The following is a 23024-nucleotide window of genomic DNA, read 5'->3' on the forward strand; positions in this document are numbered from 1 at the left end:
TTAACGCGCTCCTGTAATGCGCACGTATAGTGCGGTGACAAGTAGGATGATCAGGCCGAACAGCGCGATGCGGGCGCCTTCCGGCATTTGCAACAGGGTCAGCATGGTGTCGATCACGCGCAGGATCAAGGCGCCCACGATGGCGCCCGCAAAGCTGCCGCGTCCGCCGAATATGGAGGTGCCGCCGATGACCGCCGCAGCGACAGAGGGCAGGAGAAGCGGATTGGCCAGCGACAGCGAAGGTGTCCGGATCATGCCGAGGTACAGCAGCCCCGCCAGCGCCGCGATCAGCCCGGATAGCGCATAAAGCGCAAGGAAGACCTGCCAGGACCGCACCCCGCTGAGTTTCGTGGTCGCCTCGTTGGAGCCAAGCGCAAAGAGAAGCCGCCCAAAGCCCGTGTATCGCATCAGATAAAGGATCGCGGCGGCGAAAGGGATGAAGACGAAAAGACCGTTCGGCATTCCAAACGTACGCCCCGTGCCGAGCCATTCCAGCGTTTCCGGGATCAGTGTGCCGGTCGAGATGACGAAGCGTTGGTAGACCTGCAGGCACCCCGTCGCGATCAGCCCGGTGCCGAGCGTCATGATCAAAGGATGCACGCGGACAACACCAACCCCGAAACCATTGACGAGGCCCGCGATGACGCCAGTCGACAACGCGACAAGGACGGCAGGCGTTGGGCCGATGAGCGGTGCAAGGGTGGCGCAGACAAAGGCCGACACCGTGGCTAGGATCCCCGCGCTCATGTCGATCCCGGCAGTTAACATCGTTAACACTTGGCAGGCCGCGAGCATGGCGAGCGGAATGGCAAACTTGATCAGATTGCCGACCCAGAAGGTCGAAATGATCCCATCGCGCCCGGCCCGGAAGGGGGTGACGATGCCTGGGCGCATGATTTCGAGAACCGCGATCAATAGAAACAGGAACACGATCAGCGGAATGACGGGGTTGTCTGCAAGGAAACGCCCGAAGCGTTTGAGGCCGCTCTGCGTGGCCGCTTCGGCATGGATGCTTGGTTGATCGCTCATCGATGCGCCCCCCTGTAGGTCAGCACGGCGCCGAGCATGACGACGGCAACCATGATGACGCCTTCAACAATCGTGGTCACATTGGGATCGACGGCCGCGAGGGTCAGGATCGTGCGGATGATGCGCAGGATGAAGACGGCGATGATCGGCCCGAGTAGCCCTCCGCGCCCGCCCCCCAAAACAACGCCGCCCAGAACGACGGCTGCAACAGACGCGAGCAGGTAGGGGCCTGGCACCGGCTCTCCGATACCGGTTAACATGATTAACGAAAGACCGCCCAAGGCCGAGAGGATGCCTGCCAAACCGTAGGCGATGATCTTGGTCCAACCGACATTGATGCCGGAGCGAAACGCCGCCAGTTCATCCGAGCCCACGGCATAGATCGACAGCCCCAGCTTGGCGCGGCGGATCGGAAGCCAGACCAACGCGATTGTAACGCCCATGAAAATCAAGGCGTTGGGCACGCCGGGGATCCAAGCGCCGGTGATGAGTCCGCGCAGTTCAGGCGCGACGGTGCCGCCCGGCGACGTCAGGATCAAAAGCGCCACGCCCTCCCACACGAACAGCATGGCGAGGGTCACAACGATGTCCGGCACTTTCGTTAACACGATTAACGCCCCGTTCAGCGCCCCCATGACCAGACCGACGCAAAGGGTGATCAACACCGCTGGAACCGGCCCCATGCTTTGCATCAGAACCGCCGCCGTCACGCCGCAAACGGCCATCATTGAGGCAATCGAAAGGTCGATCCCCCCGACGATCACAACGATCGCCATGGCTGCGGTTGCAAAGGCAAAGGGCAAGGCCGCCCGGGCGAGGCTTTCGACACCGCTGGCCCCGAAGCTTGGCTGGATCACCTTCGTGATCACCAGCAAGAGGCAGAGCAAGGCGACTAAACCCAGAGTCCAGGCGTTCTTGCGCAAAAGGCGGCTCACGAGGCGACGTCCGTGTCCGAAAGCCCGTAGGCCGCGCGCATCAGCACCGCTTCGGTGGCGTCCGGCGCGTCGATCATATCCACCACGCGGCCGTTGAAGATGACGATGGCCCGGTCACAGGCGAGCGGGATTTCCTCTAGCTCGGACGTGTAGAAAAGCACCGCTGCGCCCTGCTCGGCAAGCTCGCGCACCAGCGGGTAGATCTGCCGCTTGGTGCGCACGTCAATGCCGCGCGTGGGGTCGAAAAGCAGCAGGGTTTGCACGCCGTGGGCTAGCCAGCGCCCGATGGTCACCTTCTGCTGATTGCCGCCCGACAAGCGCTGCACCTCGCCTTGGGCGCGGGTGTCGATCTGCAATTTTTCTATCGCATGATCAACGCGCTGGCGCTCATGCTTGGCCTTCAGCGGCCCCCAATCCCGCAGCCTTGCAGAAAACGGCAGGGCGATGTTTTCCCGTACCGACCGCTCGCGCAATAGAGCCTCGGCCCGGTCACCGGGCACATAGGTCAGCCCCGCCGCGATGGCGTCGGCGGGGTGCGAGAAACTCATCGCCGTTCCGTCAACTTCGAGCCTACCGCCGGTGGCCTTTCGGTGCCCCGAAAGGACATCAAAAACCTCGTCCTGGCCCTGCCCTTCCAACGCGACAACGCCCAGAACCTCACCGGGATACAGCTCGAAAGAGATGTCCTTGACCGTGGGCGCAACCGCGATTTGGGATGCACGCAACCGGGGCACGCCCGCGTTCTGACGCGCCGCGCCCGTGTCACGTTTTTCAAGGCTCAATTTCGCCCCAAGCATCAGTTCAACGCAGCGGTCTTCCACACCCGGCTCAATCTTCAGATCCCCAACTGTCCGCCCGTCGCGCAGGACCGTTGCGCTGTCGCACAGCTCGGCGATTTCGGTGAACCGATGCGAGATGTAGATGACGCCGCAGCCCTCATCGGCCCGCGCGCGCACCACGCGCAGCACGTTTTCCACAAGGTCCGTGGGCAAAGCGGCGGTCATTTCATCCAACAGCAGAACATCCGGGTTGCTGGCCAGCGCCCGTGCCAGATCCAGGATACGCAGGGTTGGCAGCGGCAGGTCCGACACCATGTCGTCCAGGCGCAACCCCTTGATCCCCAACTCGCCCACCCAATGCAGGACCGCGTCACTCGGCGTATCGCCGAGGCGCAGGTTGTCCGCAACATCAAGGTCCGGGATCAGCGATGGCTCTTGGTAGACCGGCACCAGACCCGAGCGGCGCGCCTGCGCCGGAGAGCCCACGCGCGCCGGACGTCCCTGGATCAACACCCGCCCGGTATCCGGCCGCAACGCGCCGGTGAGGATCTTCACGAAGGTCGATTTGCCCGCGCCATTGGCACCCATGAGCGCCACGACTTCGCCGGCGTTAACGCGCAAGCTGGCATCGGTCAGCGCCCGGACCGCGCCAAAACTCTTGGCGACGCCAGTGGCAACCAGCAGTGCCGTCTCATCTGAGCTGCCCATGAAGCCTCTGAATTATTTGCGTTTATATCCGCGCACCACATTCTGACGTGCGGTGCGCAGAGTGTCAGGGCGTTCTGACAACGATTTGCCAGAACGCCATTTTTCTTCCGATCAGCCTTCGCAGGCGATGATGTCGGCCATCGAGTAATCGGTCCATCCGGGAATCGACACCGACACCGGCCATTCCGGATCAAGATCGGGGTTCAGGGCACCGGCGATGATTTCCTGCCCCTCGGCGGTGGAGTTTTCCCACAACACCGGGTCGACCAGCACCGTCGTCTCTTCCGGCGCGTTGCCGTTCAGGATGTCCACGGCCAGGGCGATGCCCGCGCCGCCGACCGAACCGGGGTTGGTCACGGCCGCGCCCGAAAGGCCCTCAACCTCGGCCAGGTATTGCACGAAGCCCGCGTTATCCGCGCCGACGATCGGCACAAGCGGCGCGCCGGATTCGACGAAAGCATCGACGATCACGTTGTCGATGCCAGAGGTCCAGACGCCATCAAAGGGGATGCCCGTGGCCAGGAAATCAAACATCTGCTGTTTGCCTTGGTCCTGCTGCCAGCCGGTGAAGACCTCGTGGACGACGCTGACTTCGGGGAATTCCGCCAGGGCCCGCTGGAAGCCATTGTCGCGATCCGTGTCAGCCGAGACACCGGCGATCCCGCGCATGTAGACGACCTCACCCGACCCGCCGATCTGCTCAAACAGCCACCGCGCGCCGAGATAGGCATATTCCTCCTGGTTGTTGGACAGGATGTAGGCGCCTTCTGCGGTCACGCCCGCGTCCACGGCGACAACGACGATGCCCGCCGCGATGGCCGCATCAAGCGCCGAGTTCAGCGCGTCGGGGTTGGCGGGGTTCAGAACAATCGCGTCCACGCCGGCCTCAATCAGGTTGTTGAGGTCTTCCAGCTGACCCGCCGCGTCGGTGTTGCGGTGCGCGACGATCAGGCCGTCCACGTCGCCCTCGGCTGCCGCCTGCGCGCGCATGGCGCAGATCATCTGCTCGCGCCAACCGTTGCCTTGCACCGTGTTGGACACTCCGATGGTGTAGGCGGCGTGCCCGTCCGCATAGGCTGCGGGCGCCATCATCGCCAAGGCGGCGGCTGTTGTCAGAAGTCTTTTCATAGTCTCTTCTCCCTTATTAAACCTATATTTCCTAGCATCTTACGCCGCTTACTTAATGTACGGCGCCAGTACATCTCGGGCGAGGAGGAAGCCGCGTTTGACCCTATCCTCAGTCCCTTCGAAGTCTCGATCTTCGTGTTCGATGATGACCGGTCCATCGTAGCCGGTCCGGTAGAGGCCCGAGAAAAAATCGCTCCAATCGACATCGCCGAGCCCACAAAGGCGGGGGATTTGCCACCCCATGCCGGTGGACATCGTCCCGTTTTCATAGAGCCCGTCGCGGTCAACCATCACGTCTTTCGCGTGCACATGGGCCATCTGCCCCCCGAATTCCTTGACGAAACGGGTCTGGTCGATGAACTGCCAGATCAGGTGCGAGGGGTCGAAGTTCATACCGACCGCGTCCCCCCATTGCTCGAAAATCCGACGCCAGATCTTGGGGCTATAGGCAATGTTGTGCCCCCCGGGCCATTCGTCATAGCTGAAGATCATCGGACAATTCTCAAAACACAGGCGCACACCCGTGGCTTGGGCATGGGCGACGATGGGATTGAAGATCTCAATCGCGCGGGCCCAGTTTTCATCGACGTTGAGGCGCCGGTCGCCGCCGACGAAAGTGTTAACCACCGGCACTCCCATGGTGCCCGCCGCCGTAATCACCTTCATCAGGTGCCCGATGACCTCAGCGCGGTGATCGGCGTCGGCATGCAGCGGATTGGGATAATACCCAAGGCCCGAGATACTAATCCCCTGCTCCGCCAATCCTGATTTGATTTCCGAGGCTTGCCCTGTGGAAAGTCCATCCACATTGATATGCGACGTCCCCGCATAGCGCCGCTTTTCGCCGCCCGAGGCGGGCCAGCAGGCGACTTCCATGGCCGAAAACCCGTTGCCGCCCGCCCAAGACGCCACGTCCATCAGGTCCATATCCTCGAACGGCGCGGTTAATATCCCAAGTTGCATGTTATCCCCCAACCTCATCCAGACGCACCCACCGCTCTTCCCGCGCGGACATCACCACTGCGTCGCAAAATCGCATCTCGTAGTGGCCATCCTCAAACGTGGCCCAGGTGCTGGTATCCTGCCGTGCGCCAACTTCAACGTCGGCATACACTGCCCTGAAAAAATTGAAAAAACTGTCCGCAAAGCCTTCAACATGGCCGGGCGGTAGGGTGGTGGCGGCGACGCCGGTTTCATTCATCAATGTGAAATCTCGCATCAAGGTTTCATTGGCGCGATCACGGTGGCCGATGAACAGATGATCCGGCATTTCGCTGTCCCACGCGGCAGACGCCACCGACCCCGCCACATCCCATTGCAGTGAGTTCTTGCGCCCCATGTTGATCTGCGACGTGGACATCAAGCCGCGCGCGCCACCCGGATATCGGATCACGATCATCGCGGCGTCGTCAGTGTCAATTTCGACGGGCTCCGTCGCGCCCGCCGCCGTGCTGAAGGTCTCGACCGGACCCGTGGGCTTGGCGCGCTCGGGGATGAATGTGGCCAGTTCGGCCATCACGGCCTCGGCCTTCAGGCCAGTCACGAAACTGGTGAGGTCGACCCAATGGGTCCCGATATCGCCCACCGAACGCAGCGCGCCCCCCTCTTCCGCGACCAAGCGCCAGTTCCAATCCGTGGGTTTTGCCAGCCAGTCCTGATGATAATGCCCTGAGATGAAACGGATATCCCCCAGATCCCCTGCCGCTACCATCCCGTGCGCCTGCTGGTTCAGCGGGTAGAACCGGATGTTGTAGCAGACCGCCGCGATCTTGCCCGATGCGCGCGCGACTTCCACCATCTCGGCGCTTTGCTCGGACGTCATGGCCAACGGCTTTTCGCAGATCACGTGCTTTCCCGCCCGCAGAATCGCCAGAACCTGAGCATAATGGGCGTGATTGGGGGAGGTTACGTGGACAACGTCCACCGAGCCATCAGCCAAAAGGTCGTCGAGGTCGGCATAGGCCTTCAGCACGCCCATCTCGGCCGCACGTTCTGCGCCCCGGGATGCCGAGGAACCGAGGACACCGCGCACCTGGACCCCGAGGCGCCGCAACGCCTGGGTGTGGACCGTGCCGATGAAACCCGTCCCGACAACCGCCGCGCCGATGCTCGCAAAATCCGTCATAAGCCCCTCTCAAACAACAGAATATCCTCCGTCCACTGGGATCGTTGTCCCGGTGATGAAGCGCGCGGCATCGCTGGCCAGAAACAACGCCACACCGGCGATGTCATCGGGCTCTCCCCACCGTCCCATGGGGGTGCGCGCCTCGATGGCGGCGGTGAAGGCGGCGTCTTCGCGGGCACGGGCTGATTGTTCGGTCACGATGAAGCCCGGCGCGATGGCGTTGACGCGGATCTTGTCGTCTGCCCAGGCAATCGCGAGCGATTTGGTCAGTTGCTCCACTCCCGCCTTCGACGCGCCATAGGCCGGGTTCCGGGGCGAGCCAAAGCGCGCATACATCGAGGCCACGTTGATCACGCAGCCGCCTTTCAGCGCGCCCTGCAACGCCTCGGCGCAGCGCAGGGATCCCACGAGGTTGACGTCGAGGACATGGGCGAAAAAGCCGGGATCCATCTCCTCCCCGCGCCGCGTGATGGCGGCGCAATTCACCAGGATATCAAGCTGTTGCACGCGCGCCGCGAAGGCGCGGACAGCATCGGTGTCCGTTACATCAAGCTGAGTGTAGCCGAAACCTTCATCGGGCTCTGGCGCCTCCTCGATGCCGGTGATCTGAACCTCAGCGCCCGCATCCCGAAACGCGCGCGCGATCGCCGTGCCGATGCCGCCACGGCTCGCACCGACAACCAGCACCAATGCGTCCTTGAACGCGCCTTCCGTCATGTGTTGGTCTGGCTGGTCAAAGCCGCCCCCCTCCCCTCGATTTCTGCCCGGCGCTTTTTTCGCTTTGTGGGTTATGAAATCGATTACATACTCGAAGCAGGGACGGATTCGAGTCAAGTCGTATTTCCATTTCTTTGAGGGGGCCATGGCCCAGAAAAGCGCAACCATTCAAGACGTAGCATCCGTGGCCAAGGTCTCGACCGCGACGGTCAGCCGGGCACTGTCCAATCCCGGCCTGTTATCGGACGCGACGCGAGAGGCGGTGTTAGAGGCCGTGCGCACGACGGGCTACCGGGTCAATCACGCCGCCCGAAATCTGCGGATGCAACGTGCGGGGGCCGTGTTGATCCTGGTGCCAAACCTCGGAAAACCGTTTTATTCCGAGATCTTGCAAGGCATATCGGACGGTTTCGCGGGCAGTGACTATGCGGTTCTGATTGCCGACACCGAAAGCCGCCCCCTGCACGAGGCCGAGCTTGCGGGCAACTTCACCAGCGGGCGGATCGACGGGGTGGTGTCGCTTGACGGTGGGATCAGCGCCGCCACGCTGGATGCCTGCCGGGCGGCGGATGTGGACGGGCGCATCGTCTTCGCCTGCGAATGGGTGGACGGCTACGCCTTCCCGTCAATCCAGTCCGACAACGCCGAGGGCGCGCGGCTGGCGATTAGGCACCTGGCGGATCTGGGGCATCGCAAGATCGCCCATATCACCGGGCCACAGGGCAACGTGCTGACCGGCGTCCGGCGGCGCGGCATGATGGAGGAGCGCACGCGCCTGGGTCTTCCCGCGCAGGACGCTTGGATCATCCGGGGCGACTTTTCGCTGCAATCCGGGCATGAGGCGGCGGCGAAGATCCTGGCAATGGAAGATCGTCCCACAGCCGTCTTCTGCGCAGCCGATATGGTGGCTTTCGGGCTGATGGCGGGCTTGCAGGCGGGCGGCCTAAAGGTGCCCGAGGATATCTCGATTGTGGGCTTTGATGACATTGATATGTCAGAGTTTTATGTGCCTGCCCTCACGACGATCCGGCAGGACCGTGTGCGCCTGGGACGGACCGCGGCCGCGCGATTGCTGGAACGGATCAAGGCCCCGCACGGCCCGCCGGTGGCGGAAGATCTGTTGCCGGTGGAACTTGTGGTGCGCGCCTCGACTGCCCCTCCGCGCTAAGGCGGCGCGCCTGCGATCCATTGCTCCAGATCCAGGCTGACGCCCGTCATCGGGATCGAGGCATCCGACAGCATCCAGACCGCCTGCGCGGCACATTCCTGCGCTGTTACAAGTCGCCCCAAAGGCTGCGCCGCGGCCTGCTGCCCCAACCAATCTGCCCCCTTGGAAGCGTGCAGCGCGCGCTCTGTCTCCGTCGCGACCCAGCCGAGGTTAATGCCGTTAACCCTTATGCGATCGGCCATATGGGCCTCGGCCGCGTTCTTGGTCAGAACCTGAAGGCCGCCCTTGCTGGCCGCATAGATCGCGAGGTCCGCCGCGCCGCAATGGGCGTTCATCGATTGGATGTTCACGATGCCCCCCGGCGCAGCGCGCGCCTGAAGATGGGCGATCATCGCGGACATCAGGAAAAACGGCGCGCGCAGGTTCACGGCCATCACCGCATCAAACCGAGCCAGATCGGCGTCGACAAATGACGCCCGTGTCGTCACCCCCGAGGCATTGACCAAGCCGTCGACATGGCCAAACCGTTCCAGAGCCGCAACAAAGGCCTGCTCCGGCCCGCCGGGTTCAGACAGATCCGCAGTGATCCCGCCCGGGACCCCATCGCGATCCACCGCGATCACCTGGGCGCCCGCCGCGTCACAGGCCACGCTAATCGCTGCGCCGATGCCCCTTGCGGCGCCCGTTACCAGAACGACCTTGCCGTCCAGATCACTCATATCTGCACTTCGATCCGGCCCGCCTCAACCCGCGCGGGATAGGTCGCCAAGGCCTCGCACGCAGGCGTGCGCAGGGCCGCGCCGGTCTTATAGTTGAAGCGCCCATTGTGCTTGGGGCACTCGATTTCATCCTCTAGCACAAGCCCGTCGGCCAGATGCACCTGCTCGTGGGTGCAGAGGCCGTCGGTACAGAACGGGGCACCATCCTCGTCGCGGTAAACGGCGAAGGTGCGGCCCGCGTGATCGAAGCGGATCACGTCCTCTTCCTCCACGTCATCCAGCGCACAGACATCGATCCAATCACTCATTCAGCTGACCTCCGGCAAAGCGTCGTTTCCATGAAACTCCACCCGGTAGGGTTTTGCCCCGGGCGGCAAGTCACGGCGTGCGTAGTAAGTGGGATCCTCGCGCTGCCGACGCAAAGCGTCCAGCATTTCGGCGTAGCCGTGGCGGATCGAGGGGTTGGCGGGCGGCAGGTCATCTTTGATTAGTTCGTGCAACGCAGGCAGCGCATGGTACGGGACCATCGGGAACATATGGTGTTCGACGTGGTAATTCATGTTCCAATAAAGCCAACGGCTGACCGGGTTCATGTGAACGGTACGAGAGTTCAGGCGGTGGTCCAGCACATCCTCCGCCAGGCCCCCATGCTGCAATAGCCCCACCATGACCATGTGCCATGTCCCGTAGATCCGGGGGCCCCCGATCAGAACCAACGGCAGCAGCGACCAGGCGAGAAGTGCCCACACCGCAGCCGCAAGATGAACCGCAACGAAGATCCGCGCCCAGAACGCGACCTTGGGCACCTCGGATGCGGGAATGTAATCGGCCTCATCGGGCGTCAGCCGCCCCTGCGCTTGCCGCAACAGGATCGCGAAGTGCTGGAACACGTCAGGCAGGCCGATGAAGGCGAGCGCCTTGCGGGCCATGTCGGGCGGGCGCATCAACGCAATCTCTGGGTCGCGGCCAACGATGATGGTGTCTGTATGGTGGCGCGCATGGCTCCACCGCCAGGCGATCGGGTTGCGCATCACCATGAAGCTGGCGATGTGATAGACCCAATCGTTCTTCCACTGCGTCTTGAACGCCGTGCCGTGGCCGCATTCGTGCCAGCGACTGTCACAGGCCGAGCCGTAGAGCACGCCGTAGACCGCGAAAAACGGCAGGCACCACCAGGTGCCCCAGGTCAACACGCCGCCAAGCCCGCTCAGCACCATCAGCCCCAGCCAGATCACCGTGTCCCGGGTGGCGACCGTATCGTTGCGGCGCATCAGCCCCTTCATGACCTTGCGGGGCACGTCGGTGTGGTACCACTCAGCTGACGCGAGGCCCAATTCGACCGCCCGCGCGCCCTCGGCCCCGGTCAATGCATAATCGCGTGCGCGCGTGTTCGCCATCTCCGCAGGCCCTCCTCCACGCGTGCAACCTATGAGGTGATTTGAGGCAGGTCAATAAAGTTCTGATTGAAATTGAGGGGGCTGCTTTTCTTGGGAAACTCTTGCAAAACACCTGTATACATGCATATTTTTATGGGTTTTCGAACGATAGCTTGCATTGTGGAATACATCATTTTACATCAACCCCATGAGACCTACCCTTTCCGACCTTGCCGAAGCTGCAGGCGTATCCACCGCGACCGTGGACCGAGTTCTGAACGATCGCTCCGGCGTTTCGGCCCGCACCCGGCAGTTGGTCCACTCCACGGCGCGCATTATCGGGTACCTGCCCGACGTTGCGCCCGAGGTCCCGCTGACCAAGCTTGTGGCCTTCCTGCCCCAGGGCACCAATGAGTTCATTGACGGCTTGCGCGGCCACATGATCGCCGAGGCGGCAGCGATGCCCGGCGTAGAGCTTGAGTTGCCAAAGATCACCCAGATGGACGCCCGCGCCATGGCCCAAGCCCTCAGTGAGGTGGGCGATGTTCAAGGCGTGGCGCTGGTGGCGCTGAGCCACCCGCGGGTCCACGATGCGCTATCGCGCGTCGCGGCGCGCAACATTCCTGTTGTCACCCTCCTTTCCGACCTACCGGACACCCTGCGCCGGGCCTATGTGGGCATCGACAATCTGCGCGCCGGGCGTCTGGCGGGGGAGGTGATCACGCGATTCCTCGGGCCCAACCCGACGGGCAAGGTCGCCCATTTCGCGGGCTCCCTCACCTATCGCGGGCACCAGGAAAGAGACGTCGGCCTGCGCCAGTATCTGGCGGAAGAGGCGCCGGGCCTCGACCTGTTGGAGCTGCGCGAAAGCGGCGACGACGGCGACCGCGCCCACGCCCAGGCCACCGCCAAACTGGCGCAACACCCCGAGATCTGTGCGATCTACAACGCCGGGGGCGGCACCGGCGGCATCGCGCGGGCCCTGCATGACAGCGGTCGGGCGCAGAGCGTGATCTTCGTGGCCCACGACGTCACGGACACCAACAAGGGATTCCTGCTGGACGGAACGCTTGACGCCATCATCGACCAGGACGCCAAGCGCGAAGCGCAGGAAACGCTGGCAGCCCTCGTTGCTGCCGCGCAGGGCCACCCCCACACCCCATCGCAACTGCGGCTTCACCTCGTGTTGAAGGAAAACATCCCATCCGACGGGCGCCCTCCGCCCTTTGACTAAGCCCAACAATCAATTGCAGGCGCCGCTGCTGGCCGGGAAGACACCGCCAAGCGCGCTGCGACAGGAAAAAAGGAGTAAACCAATGTATCACGCGCGCATCGAACGCAGCGTTGCCCATGCCAAAGACGTCGCAGAGCGGCTGTCCATCGATCTGTTCGATGACCGCTACCGCGGGCACTTCCGGCAGATCGTCGATAATTGCGCCACCTGCGCCTATCAAACGCAATGCCATCTGAAAATCGTAGACGGAACGCCGTTAGAGGGCGTTCCAACCCATTGTCGTAACAAGGAATTCTTCGCTCCAGGGGAGTGAGCGACGTCAGGTACGCAACCCGCTGGCGGCAAGTGCCGCCCGCGTGGCGGCCTTTTCAGCCTCGGTCAGGTCCAGCATCGGCGCCCGCACGGGCCCGCCGACCTGCCCCAAAAGCTCCTGCCAGTACTTCCCATGGGCCTGAGGTTTATCCGCCGGTTTCGTCCGTTTGAACGCCTCGCGCACCGGGTCCAGGCTGTCGCGGACCTTCCGCGCCTCGGCAAAATCCCCCTCAAACGCCAACCTCGTGTACTCGTTCATCCGCTGATCCGCCGCGGTCTGGATTTGGTAGGGCGGCGACGAACAGAGGTAGAGCTTCCACCCCAGCTCTTCGATATTGTCCAACCAAGCAGCCTCATCGGCGGTGGAGACATGGATCTTGTCGCCCGCCAGCTGTGTTAGCTCCACATAAAGCGGACGCGGGACCGAATACTTGATCGCCACGATGTTCGGCAATTCGGCGATGCGCGTGCAAAGCTGGGGCGACATCACATACCCGCTGTCGGGATGGCTCCACATCGCGATGCCGATGTCCACACGCTCGCAAATCGCCTTGTAGTAATTGTACAGGATCTCATCCGGCTGGCTGACGAAATGCAGCACCGGCGCGTGGACGACAACGTAGTCGGCACCGCAGTTCTGGGCGTGCAGCGCCAGTTCCACCACCGTCTCGAAGTTCTGGTCCGAGGCCGAGAAGATTGTCCCCGCCCGGCCCCCGCATTCATCCACCGCGATCTCGATATTCCGCTTCCGCTCGTCCAGCGTCATCGAGAAGAACTCGCCCTGCTTGCCCGCAATAAAGAGGCCCGCGATGGAAAGATCGTCGATCCAATGGCGGATGTTGGCGCGAAAGCCTTCCTCGTTGAAAGACATGTCGTCCCGCCACGGGTTGAGGCAGGCGGCCCAGATCCCGCCGAAGTGTTCACGGGCATGGTCCTTGGCATCCAAGCGGCTGTATTTCATCGGCTTTCCTTCTCTGCGGCGGCTATCGCCGACCAAATCTTGCAGGGCGTCAACGGCATATCCAGCGGCGCCACGCCCAGGGGTGACAGGGCGTCCATGACCGCGTTCAGGATCGCCACGGGCGCCCCGATGGTGCCCGCTTCGCCGACGCCTTTCACACCCAGCGCGTTCATCGGGGTGGGATGCTGCGTCGAATGGATCGAGAGCGCGGGCATATCGGCGGCGCGCGGCAGGGCGTAATCCATGAAACTGCCGGTCAGAAGCTGGCCGTCGGCATCATACGCGACGCTTTCCATCATCGCCTCGCCCAGGCCTTGGGCAAAACCGCCACGAATCTGACCTTCCACAAAGGCCGGGTTCACCACCCGCCCCGCATCGTCCAGACACGTGGCTTTGGTGATTTCAACGGCGCCCGTGTCCCGGTCCACATCGAGTGCAATGATCGTCACACCGTAGCCCCAGGCCTGCCCCTCATTCTCATAGCGGACGTCTTCCACCATCGGCAGCGCCTCGCCGCGCAATTGGCGGGCGCGCAGGCGTTCACAGGCCACAAAAACCGCGCTGCCGCCAATCGCAGTCCCGCGCGAGGCCACGGCCCCGATCCCCGCCGGGCAGGTCGCCGTGTCGCCCTGCCGGACGATCACATGGGTGGGCGAGACCTGTAAAACATCAGCCGCGATCTGCGCATAGGCCGTCTCTCGCCCCTGGCCCTGGCTGGATGAGCCGCTGGCCACGTCCACGCCCGCCTCGGTCCAGGTGACGCGCGCCGTCTCGAAGCCCTCGCCGGACGGCTCCAGGTAAAAGGCGACACCGATGCCAGAAAGCCCGCCTGCGGCCCGTTTGCGGGTCCGCTCCGCGACCATCGCCGGGTAGTCGGCGGCGGCAGCGGCATCGGTCAAGGCCAGCGGATAATTCCCAGTATCCAGAAGGTTACCCGTGGCCGTGCGCACCGGGTGGGTCCCCGTCCCGTGGAGGTTGCGCGCGCGGATATTGAGCGGGTCAAGGCCCGTCGCCCGCGCAGCCTCATCCACCAAACGCTCCATAAAGCAGGCCGCTTCGGGCCGCCCTGCCCCGCGGTAAATGCCCATCGGCGCCCGGGCGTCCGTGACAGCCGATGTTCTGATGTCCACGGTCGGGATGTCATAGCCGCCGGGCAGGATGCGCGCGGCGTTCCAGGCCGGCACAAGGCCCGAGTTCGGCACCCAGGCCCCCAGCGGCGCGTTGACCCGCGCCTCCAGCGCCAGGAACGTGCCGTCCGCTGCCACCGCCAACTTGCCGCGCGTCTGCAGCCCGCGACCATGGGTGGCCGACAGAAAATCCTCTCCGCGCGTGGCCGACCACCGGACCGAGCGGCGATGGCGCAGCGCCGCCCAGACCGCGAAAACCTCTTCGGGATAGAGCGAGCCTTTCAGCCCAAAAGCGCCGCCGACATCCGGCGCGATCACCCGCAACAGATCCGGCACAACGCCCAGGATCTGCGCCAGTTCTGACCGCGCGCGGTGGGGTGTTTGCGTGGAAAGCCAGATGGTTACTCCCTCAGGGGCCCAGTCAACCGCAATCGCGCGGGGCTCCAGTGATGCAGGCGCGAGGCGCGGATGCTGGACGCGCACCTCGACCACATGGGCGGCCTGGGCAAAGGCCAGCGCCGGATCGCCCGTGCGCCACTTCTTGGCCGCGACAGGGTCTTGGGCGGTGGCCTCTCCCTCGTCGATATCCGCCCAAAGGGCTTCGACGCCATCCTGGGCCGCGTGGGGCGTTTCGGCCAGGACTGCGGCAATCGGCTGCCCCAGGCCGCGCACCTCGGATCCGGCAAGAATGGGGTAATCCGGGGTTCGGCGCATCGGCAACACGGGTTTCACCGACAGCGCCCCCAAATGCCGCACGTCGTCCCCGGTATGGACGGCGCATACGCCGGGTACATCCAGCGCCTCGTCGAGGGCGATGGGCGCGAGGGTTCCTTGCGGCACGGGACTGCGCAAAAACGCCAGGTGCAGCGCGCCCGGCAGCGCCACATCGCTGACGTATCGCCCGGCCCCCCGCAGCCGGTCAGCCGCGCGGCGGTCCACGGGGGAGGAGCCGATCACATGGGAAGTCCGATCCAACATCGCGTTGAATTGAACCACGATCCCCGCGCGATTGGAAACCGAATGTCAGGCCCCCGGGGGTTTTCCCGTCAGTCGATCAGCGCCGTGGAGAGCGCGGGGAAATAGCTCAACAGGATCAACACGCCCGTGACCGCCAGAAGGAACGGCCAGAGCGCTTTGAGGATGCGGCCTGTTGGCGTCTCGGACATCGCCGAGGCGATGTAGAGGCCCACGCCCACGGGCGGTGTCAGTAGGCCGAGGACCAGGTTCAGCGAGATCACCACACCGAACTGATAGGGCGAGATCCCATAGCTTTCGATCGCGATAGGAAGCAGGATCGGCGTCACCAGAATGATCGCGGCGATGCCGTCGATGAGCATGCCGACGAACAACAGGACGATGTTGACGATCAGCAGGAACACGAAGGGGTTTTGGGTGATCGTGGTGATGAACTCCGCCAGGCGCTGCGGCAATGCCTCGTAGATGATGACCCAGCCGAAGACGTTGGCAGCGGCGATCATGAAGATGATCAGCGAGGCGTTGAGCGCGGTTCGCTTGAACATCTCGAACAGTTTTGAGGGGTTGAGTTCGCGGTAAAGCAGCCATCCCAAGAGGAAAGCGACCACGCTGGCGACCGCTGCGGATTCCGTGGGTGTCGCGATGCCGCCGATGATGCCGCCGATGATCGCGGCCGGGATCAGCATCGCGGGCAGCGCGTAAAACACCGCCTGCCAGGCCTCGCGCGCGGCCATCCACTCGCCTTTGGGGAACTGCTGGCGCAGCCCGATCAGGGCGATGACGAGCGCGAAGCAGACCGACAGGATCAGGCCCGGGATGATGCCCGCCAGGAACATGTTGCCGATGGGGATCTGCGCGAGGACACCGTAGATGACGAACAGCATCGAGGGTGGGATGACGGGCGCCAGAAGACCGCCGGCGGCGGTGGTGGCGGCGGCAAATCCTCGGTCATAGCCCTCCTTCTCCATCGCAGGCACCATGGCGCGCGACATCACGGCGATCTGCGCGGCGGCGGAGCCGACGATGGCGGCCATGAACATGTTGGCCAGCAGGTTGATGTAGGCGAGCCCGCCCCGGAAGCCGCCCACGAAGACCCGCGCGGCGTTGATCAGGCGGCGGGTCATGCCGCCCTCGTTCATCAACTCTCCGGTCAGCATGAAGAGCGGGATCGCCAGCAGGCCGTAGGACTCGATGCCCGAGAACATCCGCTGCGCGAAGCTTTCGTAGAGGATCGTGTTGTCGCTTTCCCAGATGTACCAGATCGCGGTCAGGGACAGGACGATGGCGACGGGGACGGCGAGCAGGAGTTTGACGAAGAAGAGGACCGGGGTCATGTGGCGACCTCGGCCTTCGTGGCCTCGGGCGGGGTGAAGTCCAGCAGATGGGCCGTGGCATGGAGGAAGACGCCGCAGGAAAAGAGCGGCATGACGAGCCAGATGATCCACTTCTGAATGCCGATGGTCGAGGTCGGCTCGGCGTAGATGAAGTTGAAGGTGGCGCCCTGGAAGGCCATCGTGTCGAAGCCGGTGCCAATGATTGTCAGCGGCAGATACCAGCGCCAGCAGAAGTAGAGCATCGCGCAGGCGAAGATGAAGACGGCGAGGTCCACCAGCTTGGCGGCGACCCGTTTGGCGCCCCTTGGCAGAGGGTCCGTGAGGATCGTGATCGCGACCTGTTGGCGGGACTGGATCGCGGCTGACGCGCCCAGAAACGTCATCCAGACCATCGTATAAATCGCCGCCTCATCGACCCAGAACAGCGCGTTATTGAGCGAGCGGGTCACGACGTTCAGCAGGATCAAGAGGGTCACACCGACGGCCAGGAGGGCCGCGAGCGAAAGCTCGATACGGGCCCAGGCGACGGAGAGGCGGGTTAGCATAAAGGAGGGCGTCCTTTGAGGATGCGCACGCCTGCTCAAGCTTGAGCAGACGCGCAAGTAACTGTTATTCCAAGGAATTCAATTCTTGTAGAAGAATTTTACTCCGTCGCGGCAGCCGCTTCGCGCAAGGATGCCAGCGCGTCGCCCGCCCGGTCCGTCCAGGCGGCTTCCCAAGTCGCGATGGCATCGCCAAAGAACTCTGGCCCTGCGACCTGGTAGTCGATGCCGGTGGCCTCGATCTCTTCCAGCCAGGGGCCGTCACGCTCCACATAGACATCGAGCGTGCTGTCCACGGCGGCGGCCATCAACTCGGAGATCATTGCCTGATCCTCGGCCGAGAGGCCCGCCCAGACGCGGCCCGACACGAGGCCCACCATGGGGAACATCATGTGGTTGGTCTGGATCATCGTGTCGGCATGTTCGTGGTAGTTCAGCAGCACGATCAGCTCGGCGTCCATGTCGATGCCATCCACCTGGCCGTTGGCCAGCGCGTCGAAGACCGCCGGAAGCGGCATGGGCGTGGGGGCGACGCCGAAGGCGTTGTAGAAGTCCAGGATGGGCTCAAACGGGGTGATGCGGATCTTCTGGCCTGCGAGGTCAGCGGCGGAGGCCGCGCCGCCGTTGGTCAGGATCTGGCGCATACCGGCGGAGCCGTAACCGACGCCCACGACGCCGACTGTGGCAGGCAATTGATCGAGCAGCGCCGTGGCCGCGTCCGAGCGCAGGATCGCCGCCGCATGGGCCATGTCGTTGGCCAGATAGGGGGCATAAAACGCGCCGAACTCGGGCGCGCGGTTGGAGACCTCGGCCACCGTCATGAAGGCCATGTCGAGCGCGCCGGTCTGCAATTGCTGCAGCATCTCGGCCTCATTGCCGAGCTGGCGGGCGGGGAAAACGGTGACACTGTGCTCGCCGCCCGAGGCCTCGGCCAGGGCTTCGCCGAACTCGCCCGCAGCCAGCGTCCAGACGTGGGGCGGCGGGGTGATCAGGCCCAGGCGGAATTCCTCGGACACGGCCTGGGTGGCGGCAGTTCCGGTCACGGCGAGGGCGGCGGATGCCATCAAGGCGTTGAATACTTTCATGTTTCTCTCCCTATCGGCCCGTGGCTTCTGGATCTTGGCCCGGGCATCGTTGCATTTGATTTTCAGTGAGGGTGCCGCATTTCCCGGCACCACGCAAGATATTTTAAGCCTAAAGTAATTTGGCGCGCTAGAGCTTCACCCACCCCTCGGGCGGCTCTTTGCCCGGATGAACCGTGCCGCAGGAGCCGCAGGTGCGTGCGGCCTCATCGCTGTAGAAGGCGTCATAGACCGGGGGCAGATCATCGACGATGGAGGTCAACATCAGCTCGGCCCGGTGCACGAGATTGCCGCAGTTGAAACAGTACCATTCGATGGCGTCGGCGGCACCTTCGGGGCGCTTGGGCTCGATCACCAGGCCGACGCTGCCTTCCTGGGGGCGCTGGGGGGAATGGCGGACGTGGGGCGGCAGCAGAAAGACCTCGCCCTCGCGGATCGGGACATCGTAGAACTCTTCCCCGTCATAAAGCTTCAGGAGCATGTCGCCTTCGAGCTGGTAGAAAAACTCCTCCACCGGGTCGTCGTGATAATCGGTGCGCTTGTTCGGACCGCCGACGACGGTGACCATCAGGTCCGCGTCCTCATAGACCATCTTGTTGCCGACGGGCGGCTTGAGAAGGTGACGATGTTCGTCAATCCAGGCCTTGAAGTTGAACGCTGAAAGTCGTGCCATGGGGTCCCCTTTCGATTTTCAACAGTTTGCCAAGGTTTGGCGGGGTTTCAAGCTTTCCCTCAGAGCGTTGCGAAGTATTCGGCCTGTTCCCAGTCCGAGATATGGGCCAGGTAGCGGTCCCATTCGGCCCGTTTGAGGGTGGCCAGCCAGTCGGCGGTGGCGGGGGTGAGCGCGGCGCGCAGGGGCTGGGAGGCGGCGAAGGCATCGAGCGCCGCGCCGAGGGTGGACGGCAGGGCCTGGGCGGTTTTGGCATAGGGCGTCGTCATCGGCGGCGGCGGGCTGGCCTGGGTCTTGAGGCCGTCGAGGCCGGACAGCAGTTGTGCTGCGAGGGCGAAGTAGGGGTTGGCGGCGCTGTCGGGCAGGCGGTTTTCCAGGCGGCTGGCGGGGTCATTCGGGGCCATGATCGCGCGGACCATCGCGCCGCGATTGTCATGGGCCCAGCCGATCTGATTGGGGGCCAGTTGGTGCGGGACGAAGCGTTTGTAGCTGTTGACGGTGGGGTTGGTCAGCAGGCAGCAGGCGGGGGCGTGGGTTAGCAGGCCTGCGGTCCAGGCGGCGGCGGTTTCGGAGAGGTTTTGGTCTCTCGGCGTGAAGAGGTTAACGCCGTTAACGTCCTTAAGGCTTTGGTGGATGTGCCAGCCGTTGGCCGCCGCATTGGGCAGCGCGGGTTTTGGCATGAAGGACGCCAGCAGGCTGTGGCGCGCGCAGAGTTCCTTGGCCAGCGTGCGGAAGGTCACGGCCAGTTCCGCCGTGGCGCTGGGGCTGGCGGGGGCGAAGGTGAATTCGAACTGCGAGGGGCCCATTTCAACCTCGACGGAGCGGACATCCATGCCCATTTCCTCCGCCGCGCGGCGAAGGCGGTCGAGCATTGGCTCGACCTCGGCGTAGCGGGTCTCGGTGAGGTATTGGTAGCCTTGGGTGGTGTTTTCGACCGTGGGCGGCGTGCCGGGCATGGTGGCGTTTTGGGGGGCAAGCGCGGGGTCGGTGACGCGGAAGATCTGAAATTCGATCTCCAGGCCGACGGTGGCGGCCAGCCCCTCCTCGGCTAAAGCCTCCTCGCAGCTGTGCAGAAGCGTGCGGGAGGCGAAGGGGATGGGGGTGGCGTCTGTGGTGGTGACGTCGCAATGGATCAGGGCGGAGTGCGGCGCGTAGGGGAGGCGTTTGAAGCTGGTAGGATCGGGGCGCAGCAGGACGTCGGCGGCGCCCTGCATGGGCGCGCCGTCGTCTTCCCAGACGGGGAAGACGGTGCGGTGGGAAATGTCCTTGAGCAGCAGCGTGGAGGGAACGCGGATGCCGTTTTCCAGGGCGCTGGGGAGCGCGGCGGCGGTGATGGTTTTGCCGCGCAGGATGCCATGAGCATCGGTGAAGACGACGCGGATCGTCTCGATCCCGTCGGCGTCGACCTGGGCCAGAATATCCTTGGGGGTCAAACGCTTGCGTCCCACGGGCAGGTGTCGCGGCGGGCGCTATCGGCGGCTTGGCTGGCGGCTTGCCAGTCGTCATCGGGGGCGATGGCGTCGTTGGAGAGCGGGCCTTTGATGGCCTTCGTGCCGCCGTTTTGCATTTTCAGCGTGTCGGCCTCTCCGGCCTCCACGGCCTTGATCGCGGCGCGCAGCATGCGGCGGTAGGTGATGATGCCGACGTCGGTTTTGCCCAGGTGCTCAAACCGTCGATCCTGGATGCGGCCCATCGACTCCACGGCCCATTGGTCGTGGACGTTGATGTCGAGGCCCATGCCCGTGTAGGTCAGCTTGCCCTGTTCCTCCGCGTCATAGCCGTAGTTGTTGCGCGCGTTCTTGAGCGGCGCGTAGTCCGGCAGGCGATGTTCCTCCAGCCGCTGGTCGCGCATCTTGGATTTGTCCACGGGCGCGCCGAAGGAGGTGAACATGGAGTACCAATAGCAGGTCTCGTCATCGACGGGGACGTGCCATTGGGTGATCGTCATCTCGCGGCTCATCGGGATGCAGATGGCTTGCGGGAAGATCTGGTTGGTGACGCGCACATGGGTGCGGCCGTCGTCGAGGTGGCGCAGCGCGGTGAGTTTCAGGCCGTAGTCGGTCTCGTCCACGGTGATGTCGGGGCGCGGGTAGTCGCGCAGGAGTTTGGTCATGGGTATCTCCGCGCCATCCACGCCGTCGCGGAACTGCTTGCCGTAGCTGTCGGCGGGGTCTTCGTCTTGCAGGAAGCGGTGCAGGAAGCTCGCGTGGGCCGGGTCGATGCCGACCTCCATGGCTTGCAGCCAGTTGCATTCCCACAGGCCTTTGAACGCAAACACATGGGTCTCGGGCGCGCGGAAACAGTCGAAATCGGCCATGGGGGGCGGGTCGCCCGGCCCCATGTAGGCCCAGATGATCCCGTTCATCTCGCGCACCGGGTAGCTCACAGCGCGGATCTGTTCGTGCATTTTGGAGCCCTCTGGCTCGCCGGGTTGTTCCACACATTGGCCGGTGCAATCGAAATGCCAGCCGTGGAACGGGCAGCGCAGGCCGTTGTCCTCCAACCGCCCATAGGCGAGGTCCGCACCGCGGTGGGGGCAGTGCCGCCCGATCAGGCCCAGCGTGCCGCCCTCGTCGCGGAACAGCACCAGCTCTTCGCCCAGAAGCGTTACCGGGACCACGGGCCGTGCGCCCATCAACTCATCGCTGAGCGCCGCCGGTTGCCAGTAGCGCCGCAAGACCGCGCCCGCGGGGGCACCGGGACCGACCCGCGTGATCTGGTCGTTCATCTCCTGGCTCATCATCGGCGCTGGCCCTCCCCTTTTGCCGCGCCAGCTTCCCACGCTTGTGGCCCATGTCAATCACCTAGCCACCGGCCTTTTTCGCCCGCATCGTCGATGATTGCTTGCAATTTGAGACCCGTGGTCTCAAAACTGACAGTGTGGTGGCGTTATGAGCCCTGCGGACTGGCCATAGGGTCCGCGCCCGTGACGCGTAAACCACCGATACGACTTCTGGGGAGGGGGACGACATCATGTATATTCGGCGGCCCCATTTCGGACCTGGCCTTAACGCGCTCCTCTCCGCGCCCCGGCCCGCCTTTGGGACGCGGCTGTGCTAGAGGCCCTGTCCCCCAAGTCGATCGCGCCCCAGGCCCGCATTCTGTTCCCCGGGATCGCCGTCGCCGTTCTGGTGGCCGTCACAGCCAAGTTCCTGTCCGAGCACTACGCCACGCCCGCCATGTTGATGGCGCTTCTGCTGGGGATCGCCATGGGCTTCATGTCCGAGGACGGCAAGACCGTTTCGGGCATCAACTTCTCGTCCCGCACCATTCTGCGCATCGGGGTCGCGTTTTTGGGCGCCAGGATCAGCTTTGATCTGTTGTTGGGCCTGGGCCCTGCGATGATCGCCCTGGTCATAAGCGGGCTTGTCGCCACCATTGGCTTTGGCCTTGTGGTGGGGCGGTTCTTCGGGTCGCGGTGGCGGTTTTCTTTCCTGACCTCGGGCTCTGTCGCGATCTGCGGCGCATCGGCTGCCATGGCCATTGCCGCGATCTTGCCCAAGGACGAACGCTCGGAAGAGCGGCTGATTTTCACCGTCGTGGGCGTCACTGTCCTGTCGACCATCGCGATGATCGCCTACCCGATCCTGGTCGACTACCTGCAACTGACCTCGGAGCAGGCGGGCATTTTCCTGGGCGGGACGATCCATGACGTGGCGCAAGTGGTCGGCGCGGGGTTCACGATTTCCGATGAGACGGGCGACACGTCGACCCTGGTGAAACTGATCCGCGTCGCCATGCTGGCTCCGGTGATCTTCGTAGCCTCGATCATCATCCGCGCGTCCCACGGCGCCGATGACACCCAGGCCCGCCCGCCGCTGCTGCCTTTCTTCGTGATCGGCTTTCTTGCCATCGCCACAGTGAACTCCCTCGGGTTCGTGCCCGCCCTTGTGGCCGATCTGCTGGGAGAGACCTCTCGCTGGTTCCTGCTGATCGCCATCGCCGCGGTGGGCATGAAAACCAACCTGCGCCAAGTCCTGTCCGTCGGCCCTGCGGCCATTGGACTGATTGTGGCTGAAACCCTTTTCATCGCTGTCTTCATTCTTGCAGGATTGTATCTGCTGACCTGAGACCTCCGACAGCTGTTCCCGAAAGCACCCCCC

The 23024-nt window shown here is 63.9% G+C and carries 22 protein-coding genes; 4 read left to right on the plus strand and 18 right to left on the minus strand.

Annotated elements, in window-relative coordinates; all coding sequences use genetic code 11:
• The 7 genes from AC6I9R_RS16010 to AC6I9R_RS16040 form a co-directional block, all read right to left on the minus strand.
• Positions 1-1029, minus strand: coding sequence for an ABC transporter permease (locus AC6I9R_RS16010; protein ID WP_461426567.1), 1029 nt, complete (start codon positions 1027-1029; stop codon positions 1-3).
• Positions 1026-1964, minus strand: coding sequence for an ABC transporter permease (locus tag AC6I9R_RS16015; protein ID WP_461426568.1), 939 nt, complete (start codon positions 1962-1964; stop codon positions 1026-1028). The genes AC6I9R_RS16010 and AC6I9R_RS16015 overlap by 4 nt, the downstream gene beginning before the upstream one ends.
• Complete coding sequence (locus AC6I9R_RS16020; RefSeq protein WP_461426569.1) at positions 1961-3451, minus strand: sugar ABC transporter ATP-binding protein; 1491 nt, start codon at positions 3449-3451, stop codon at positions 1961-1963. The genes AC6I9R_RS16015 and AC6I9R_RS16020 overlap by 4 nt, the downstream gene beginning before the upstream one ends.
• A gap of 111 nt (positions 3452-3562) precedes the next feature.
• Complete coding sequence (locus AC6I9R_RS16025; RefSeq protein ID WP_461426570.1) at positions 3563-4579, minus strand: ABC transporter substrate-binding protein; 1017 nt, start codon at positions 4577-4579, stop codon at positions 3563-3565.
• Positions 4580-4627: 48 nt separating this feature from the next.
• Positions 4628-5542 carry a sugar phosphate isomerase/epimerase family protein gene (locus AC6I9R_RS16030; protein WP_461426571.1) on the minus strand — a complete coding sequence of 305 codons (915 nt, stop codon included), beginning with the start codon at positions 5540-5542 and terminating at the stop codon, positions 4628-4630.
• Position 5543: 1 nt separating this feature from the next.
• A complete protein-coding gene (locus AC6I9R_RS16035; protein ID WP_461426572.1) occupies positions 5544-6704 on the minus strand; it encodes a Gfo/Idh/MocA family protein in 1161 nt (386 codons plus the stop codon).
• A 9-nt stretch (positions 6705-6713) separates the two neighbouring features.
• Positions 6714-7421 carry an SDR family NAD(P)-dependent oxidoreductase gene (locus AC6I9R_RS16040; RefSeq protein ID WP_461426573.1) on the minus strand — a complete coding sequence of 236 codons (708 nt, stop codon included), beginning with the start codon at positions 7419-7421 and terminating at the stop codon, positions 6714-6716.
• Between the two features lie 145 nt (positions 7422-7566).
• On the opposite strand from AC6I9R_RS16040, the gene AC6I9R_RS16045 reads away from it, so the two are divergent.
• On the plus strand, positions 7567-8589 hold the full coding sequence (locus AC6I9R_RS16045) for a LacI family DNA-binding transcriptional regulator (protein WP_461426574.1): 1023 nt from the start codon (positions 7567-7569) through the stop codon (positions 8587-8589).
• Here AC6I9R_RS16045 and AC6I9R_RS16050 read toward each other — a convergent pair.
• From AC6I9R_RS16050 to AC6I9R_RS16060, 3 genes are read right to left on the minus strand one after another with little or no spacing between them, the layout of a single operon-like run.
• Entirely contained in the window at positions 8586-9308 is a 723-nt protein-coding gene (locus AC6I9R_RS16050; protein WP_461426575.1) for an oxidoreductase, read from the minus strand. The two genes, AC6I9R_RS16045 and AC6I9R_RS16050, sit on opposite strands and share 4 nt — an antisense overlap.
• Positions 9305-9616, minus strand: coding sequence for a MocE family 2Fe-2S type ferredoxin (locus tag AC6I9R_RS16055; protein WP_461426576.1), 312 nt, complete (start codon positions 9614-9616; stop codon positions 9305-9307). Before AC6I9R_RS16055 ends, AC6I9R_RS16050 begins: the two co-directional genes overlap by 4 nt.
• The gene (locus tag AC6I9R_RS16060) at positions 9617-10705 is read right to left on the minus strand and encodes a fatty acid desaturase family protein (protein ID WP_461426577.1); all 1089 of its coding nucleotides are present in this window, start codon (positions 10703-10705) and stop codon (positions 9617-9619) included.
• Between the two features lie 187 nt (positions 10706-10892).
• On the opposite strand from AC6I9R_RS16060, the gene AC6I9R_RS16065 reads away from it, so the two are divergent.
• Positions 10893-11918 carry a LacI family DNA-binding transcriptional regulator gene (locus AC6I9R_RS16065; RefSeq protein ID WP_461426578.1) on the plus strand — a complete coding sequence of 342 codons (1026 nt, stop codon included), beginning with the start codon at positions 10893-10895 and terminating at the stop codon, positions 11916-11918.
• A complete protein-coding gene (locus AC6I9R_RS16070) occupies positions 11911-12231 on the plus strand; it encodes a DUF6455 family protein (protein ID WP_461426579.1) in 321 nt (106 codons plus the stop codon). The genes AC6I9R_RS16065 and AC6I9R_RS16070 overlap by 8 nt, the downstream gene beginning before the upstream one ends.
• Before the next feature lie 6 nt (positions 12232-12237).
• Here the strand turns inward: AC6I9R_RS16070 and AC6I9R_RS16075 are convergent, their stop codons facing one another.
• The 8 genes from AC6I9R_RS16075 to AC6I9R_RS16110 form a co-directional block, all read right to left on the minus strand.
• Positions 12238-13191 (minus strand): dihydrodipicolinate synthase family protein, encoded by a 954-nt coding sequence (locus AC6I9R_RS16075; RefSeq protein ID WP_461426580.1) that lies wholly within the window; start codon positions 13189-13191, stop codon positions 12238-12240.
• The gene (locus AC6I9R_RS16080) at positions 13188-15296 is read right to left on the minus strand and encodes a xanthine dehydrogenase family protein molybdopterin-binding subunit (RefSeq protein ID WP_497862963.1); all 2109 of its coding nucleotides are present in this window, start codon (positions 15294-15296) and stop codon (positions 13188-13190) included. Before AC6I9R_RS16080 ends, AC6I9R_RS16075 begins: the two co-directional genes overlap by 4 nt.
• Before the next feature lie 68 nt (positions 15297-15364).
• The gene (locus AC6I9R_RS16085; protein ID WP_461426582.1) at positions 15365-16627 is read right to left on the minus strand and encodes a TRAP transporter large permease; all 1263 of its coding nucleotides are present in this window, start codon (positions 16625-16627) and stop codon (positions 15365-15367) included.
• On the minus strand, positions 16624-17172 hold the full coding sequence (locus tag AC6I9R_RS16090; protein ID WP_461426583.1) for a TRAP transporter small permease: 549 nt from the start codon (positions 17170-17172) through the stop codon (positions 16624-16626). The genes AC6I9R_RS16085 and AC6I9R_RS16090 overlap by 4 nt, the downstream gene beginning before the upstream one ends.
• A 98-nt stretch (positions 17173-17270) precedes the next feature.
• Positions 17271-18254: a TRAP transporter substrate-binding protein gene (locus tag AC6I9R_RS16095; protein ID WP_461426584.1), complete on the minus strand. Its 984-nt coding sequence runs from the start codon at positions 18252-18254 to the stop codon at positions 17271-17273.
• A 127-nt stretch (positions 18255-18381) separates the two neighbouring features.
• Positions 18382-18924: a 3-hydroxyanthranilate 3,4-dioxygenase gene (locus AC6I9R_RS16100; protein WP_461426585.1), complete on the minus strand. Its 543-nt coding sequence runs from the start codon at positions 18922-18924 to the stop codon at positions 18382-18384.
• A gap of 59 nt (positions 18925-18983) precedes the next feature.
• Positions 18984-20354 carry a glutamine synthetase family protein gene (locus AC6I9R_RS16105; protein ID WP_461426586.1) on the minus strand — a complete coding sequence of 457 codons (1371 nt, stop codon included), beginning with the start codon at positions 20352-20354 and terminating at the stop codon, positions 18984-18986.
• Positions 20351-21661, minus strand: coding sequence for a Rieske 2Fe-2S domain-containing protein (locus AC6I9R_RS16110; RefSeq protein ID WP_497862964.1), 1311 nt, complete (start codon positions 21659-21661; stop codon positions 20351-20353). Before AC6I9R_RS16110 ends, AC6I9R_RS16105 begins: the two co-directional genes overlap by 4 nt.
• 313 nt (positions 21662-21974) lie before the next feature.
• Here AC6I9R_RS16110 and AC6I9R_RS16115 point away from each other — a divergent pair, with 313 nt between their 5' ends.
• Entirely contained in the window at positions 21975-22991 is a 1017-nt protein-coding gene (locus tag AC6I9R_RS16115; RefSeq protein WP_461426588.1) for a YeiH family protein, read from the plus strand.
• Positions 22992-23024: the final 33 nt, after the last annotated feature.

The sequence above is a fragment of the Gymnodinialimonas sp. genome, from assembly GCF_059726805.1.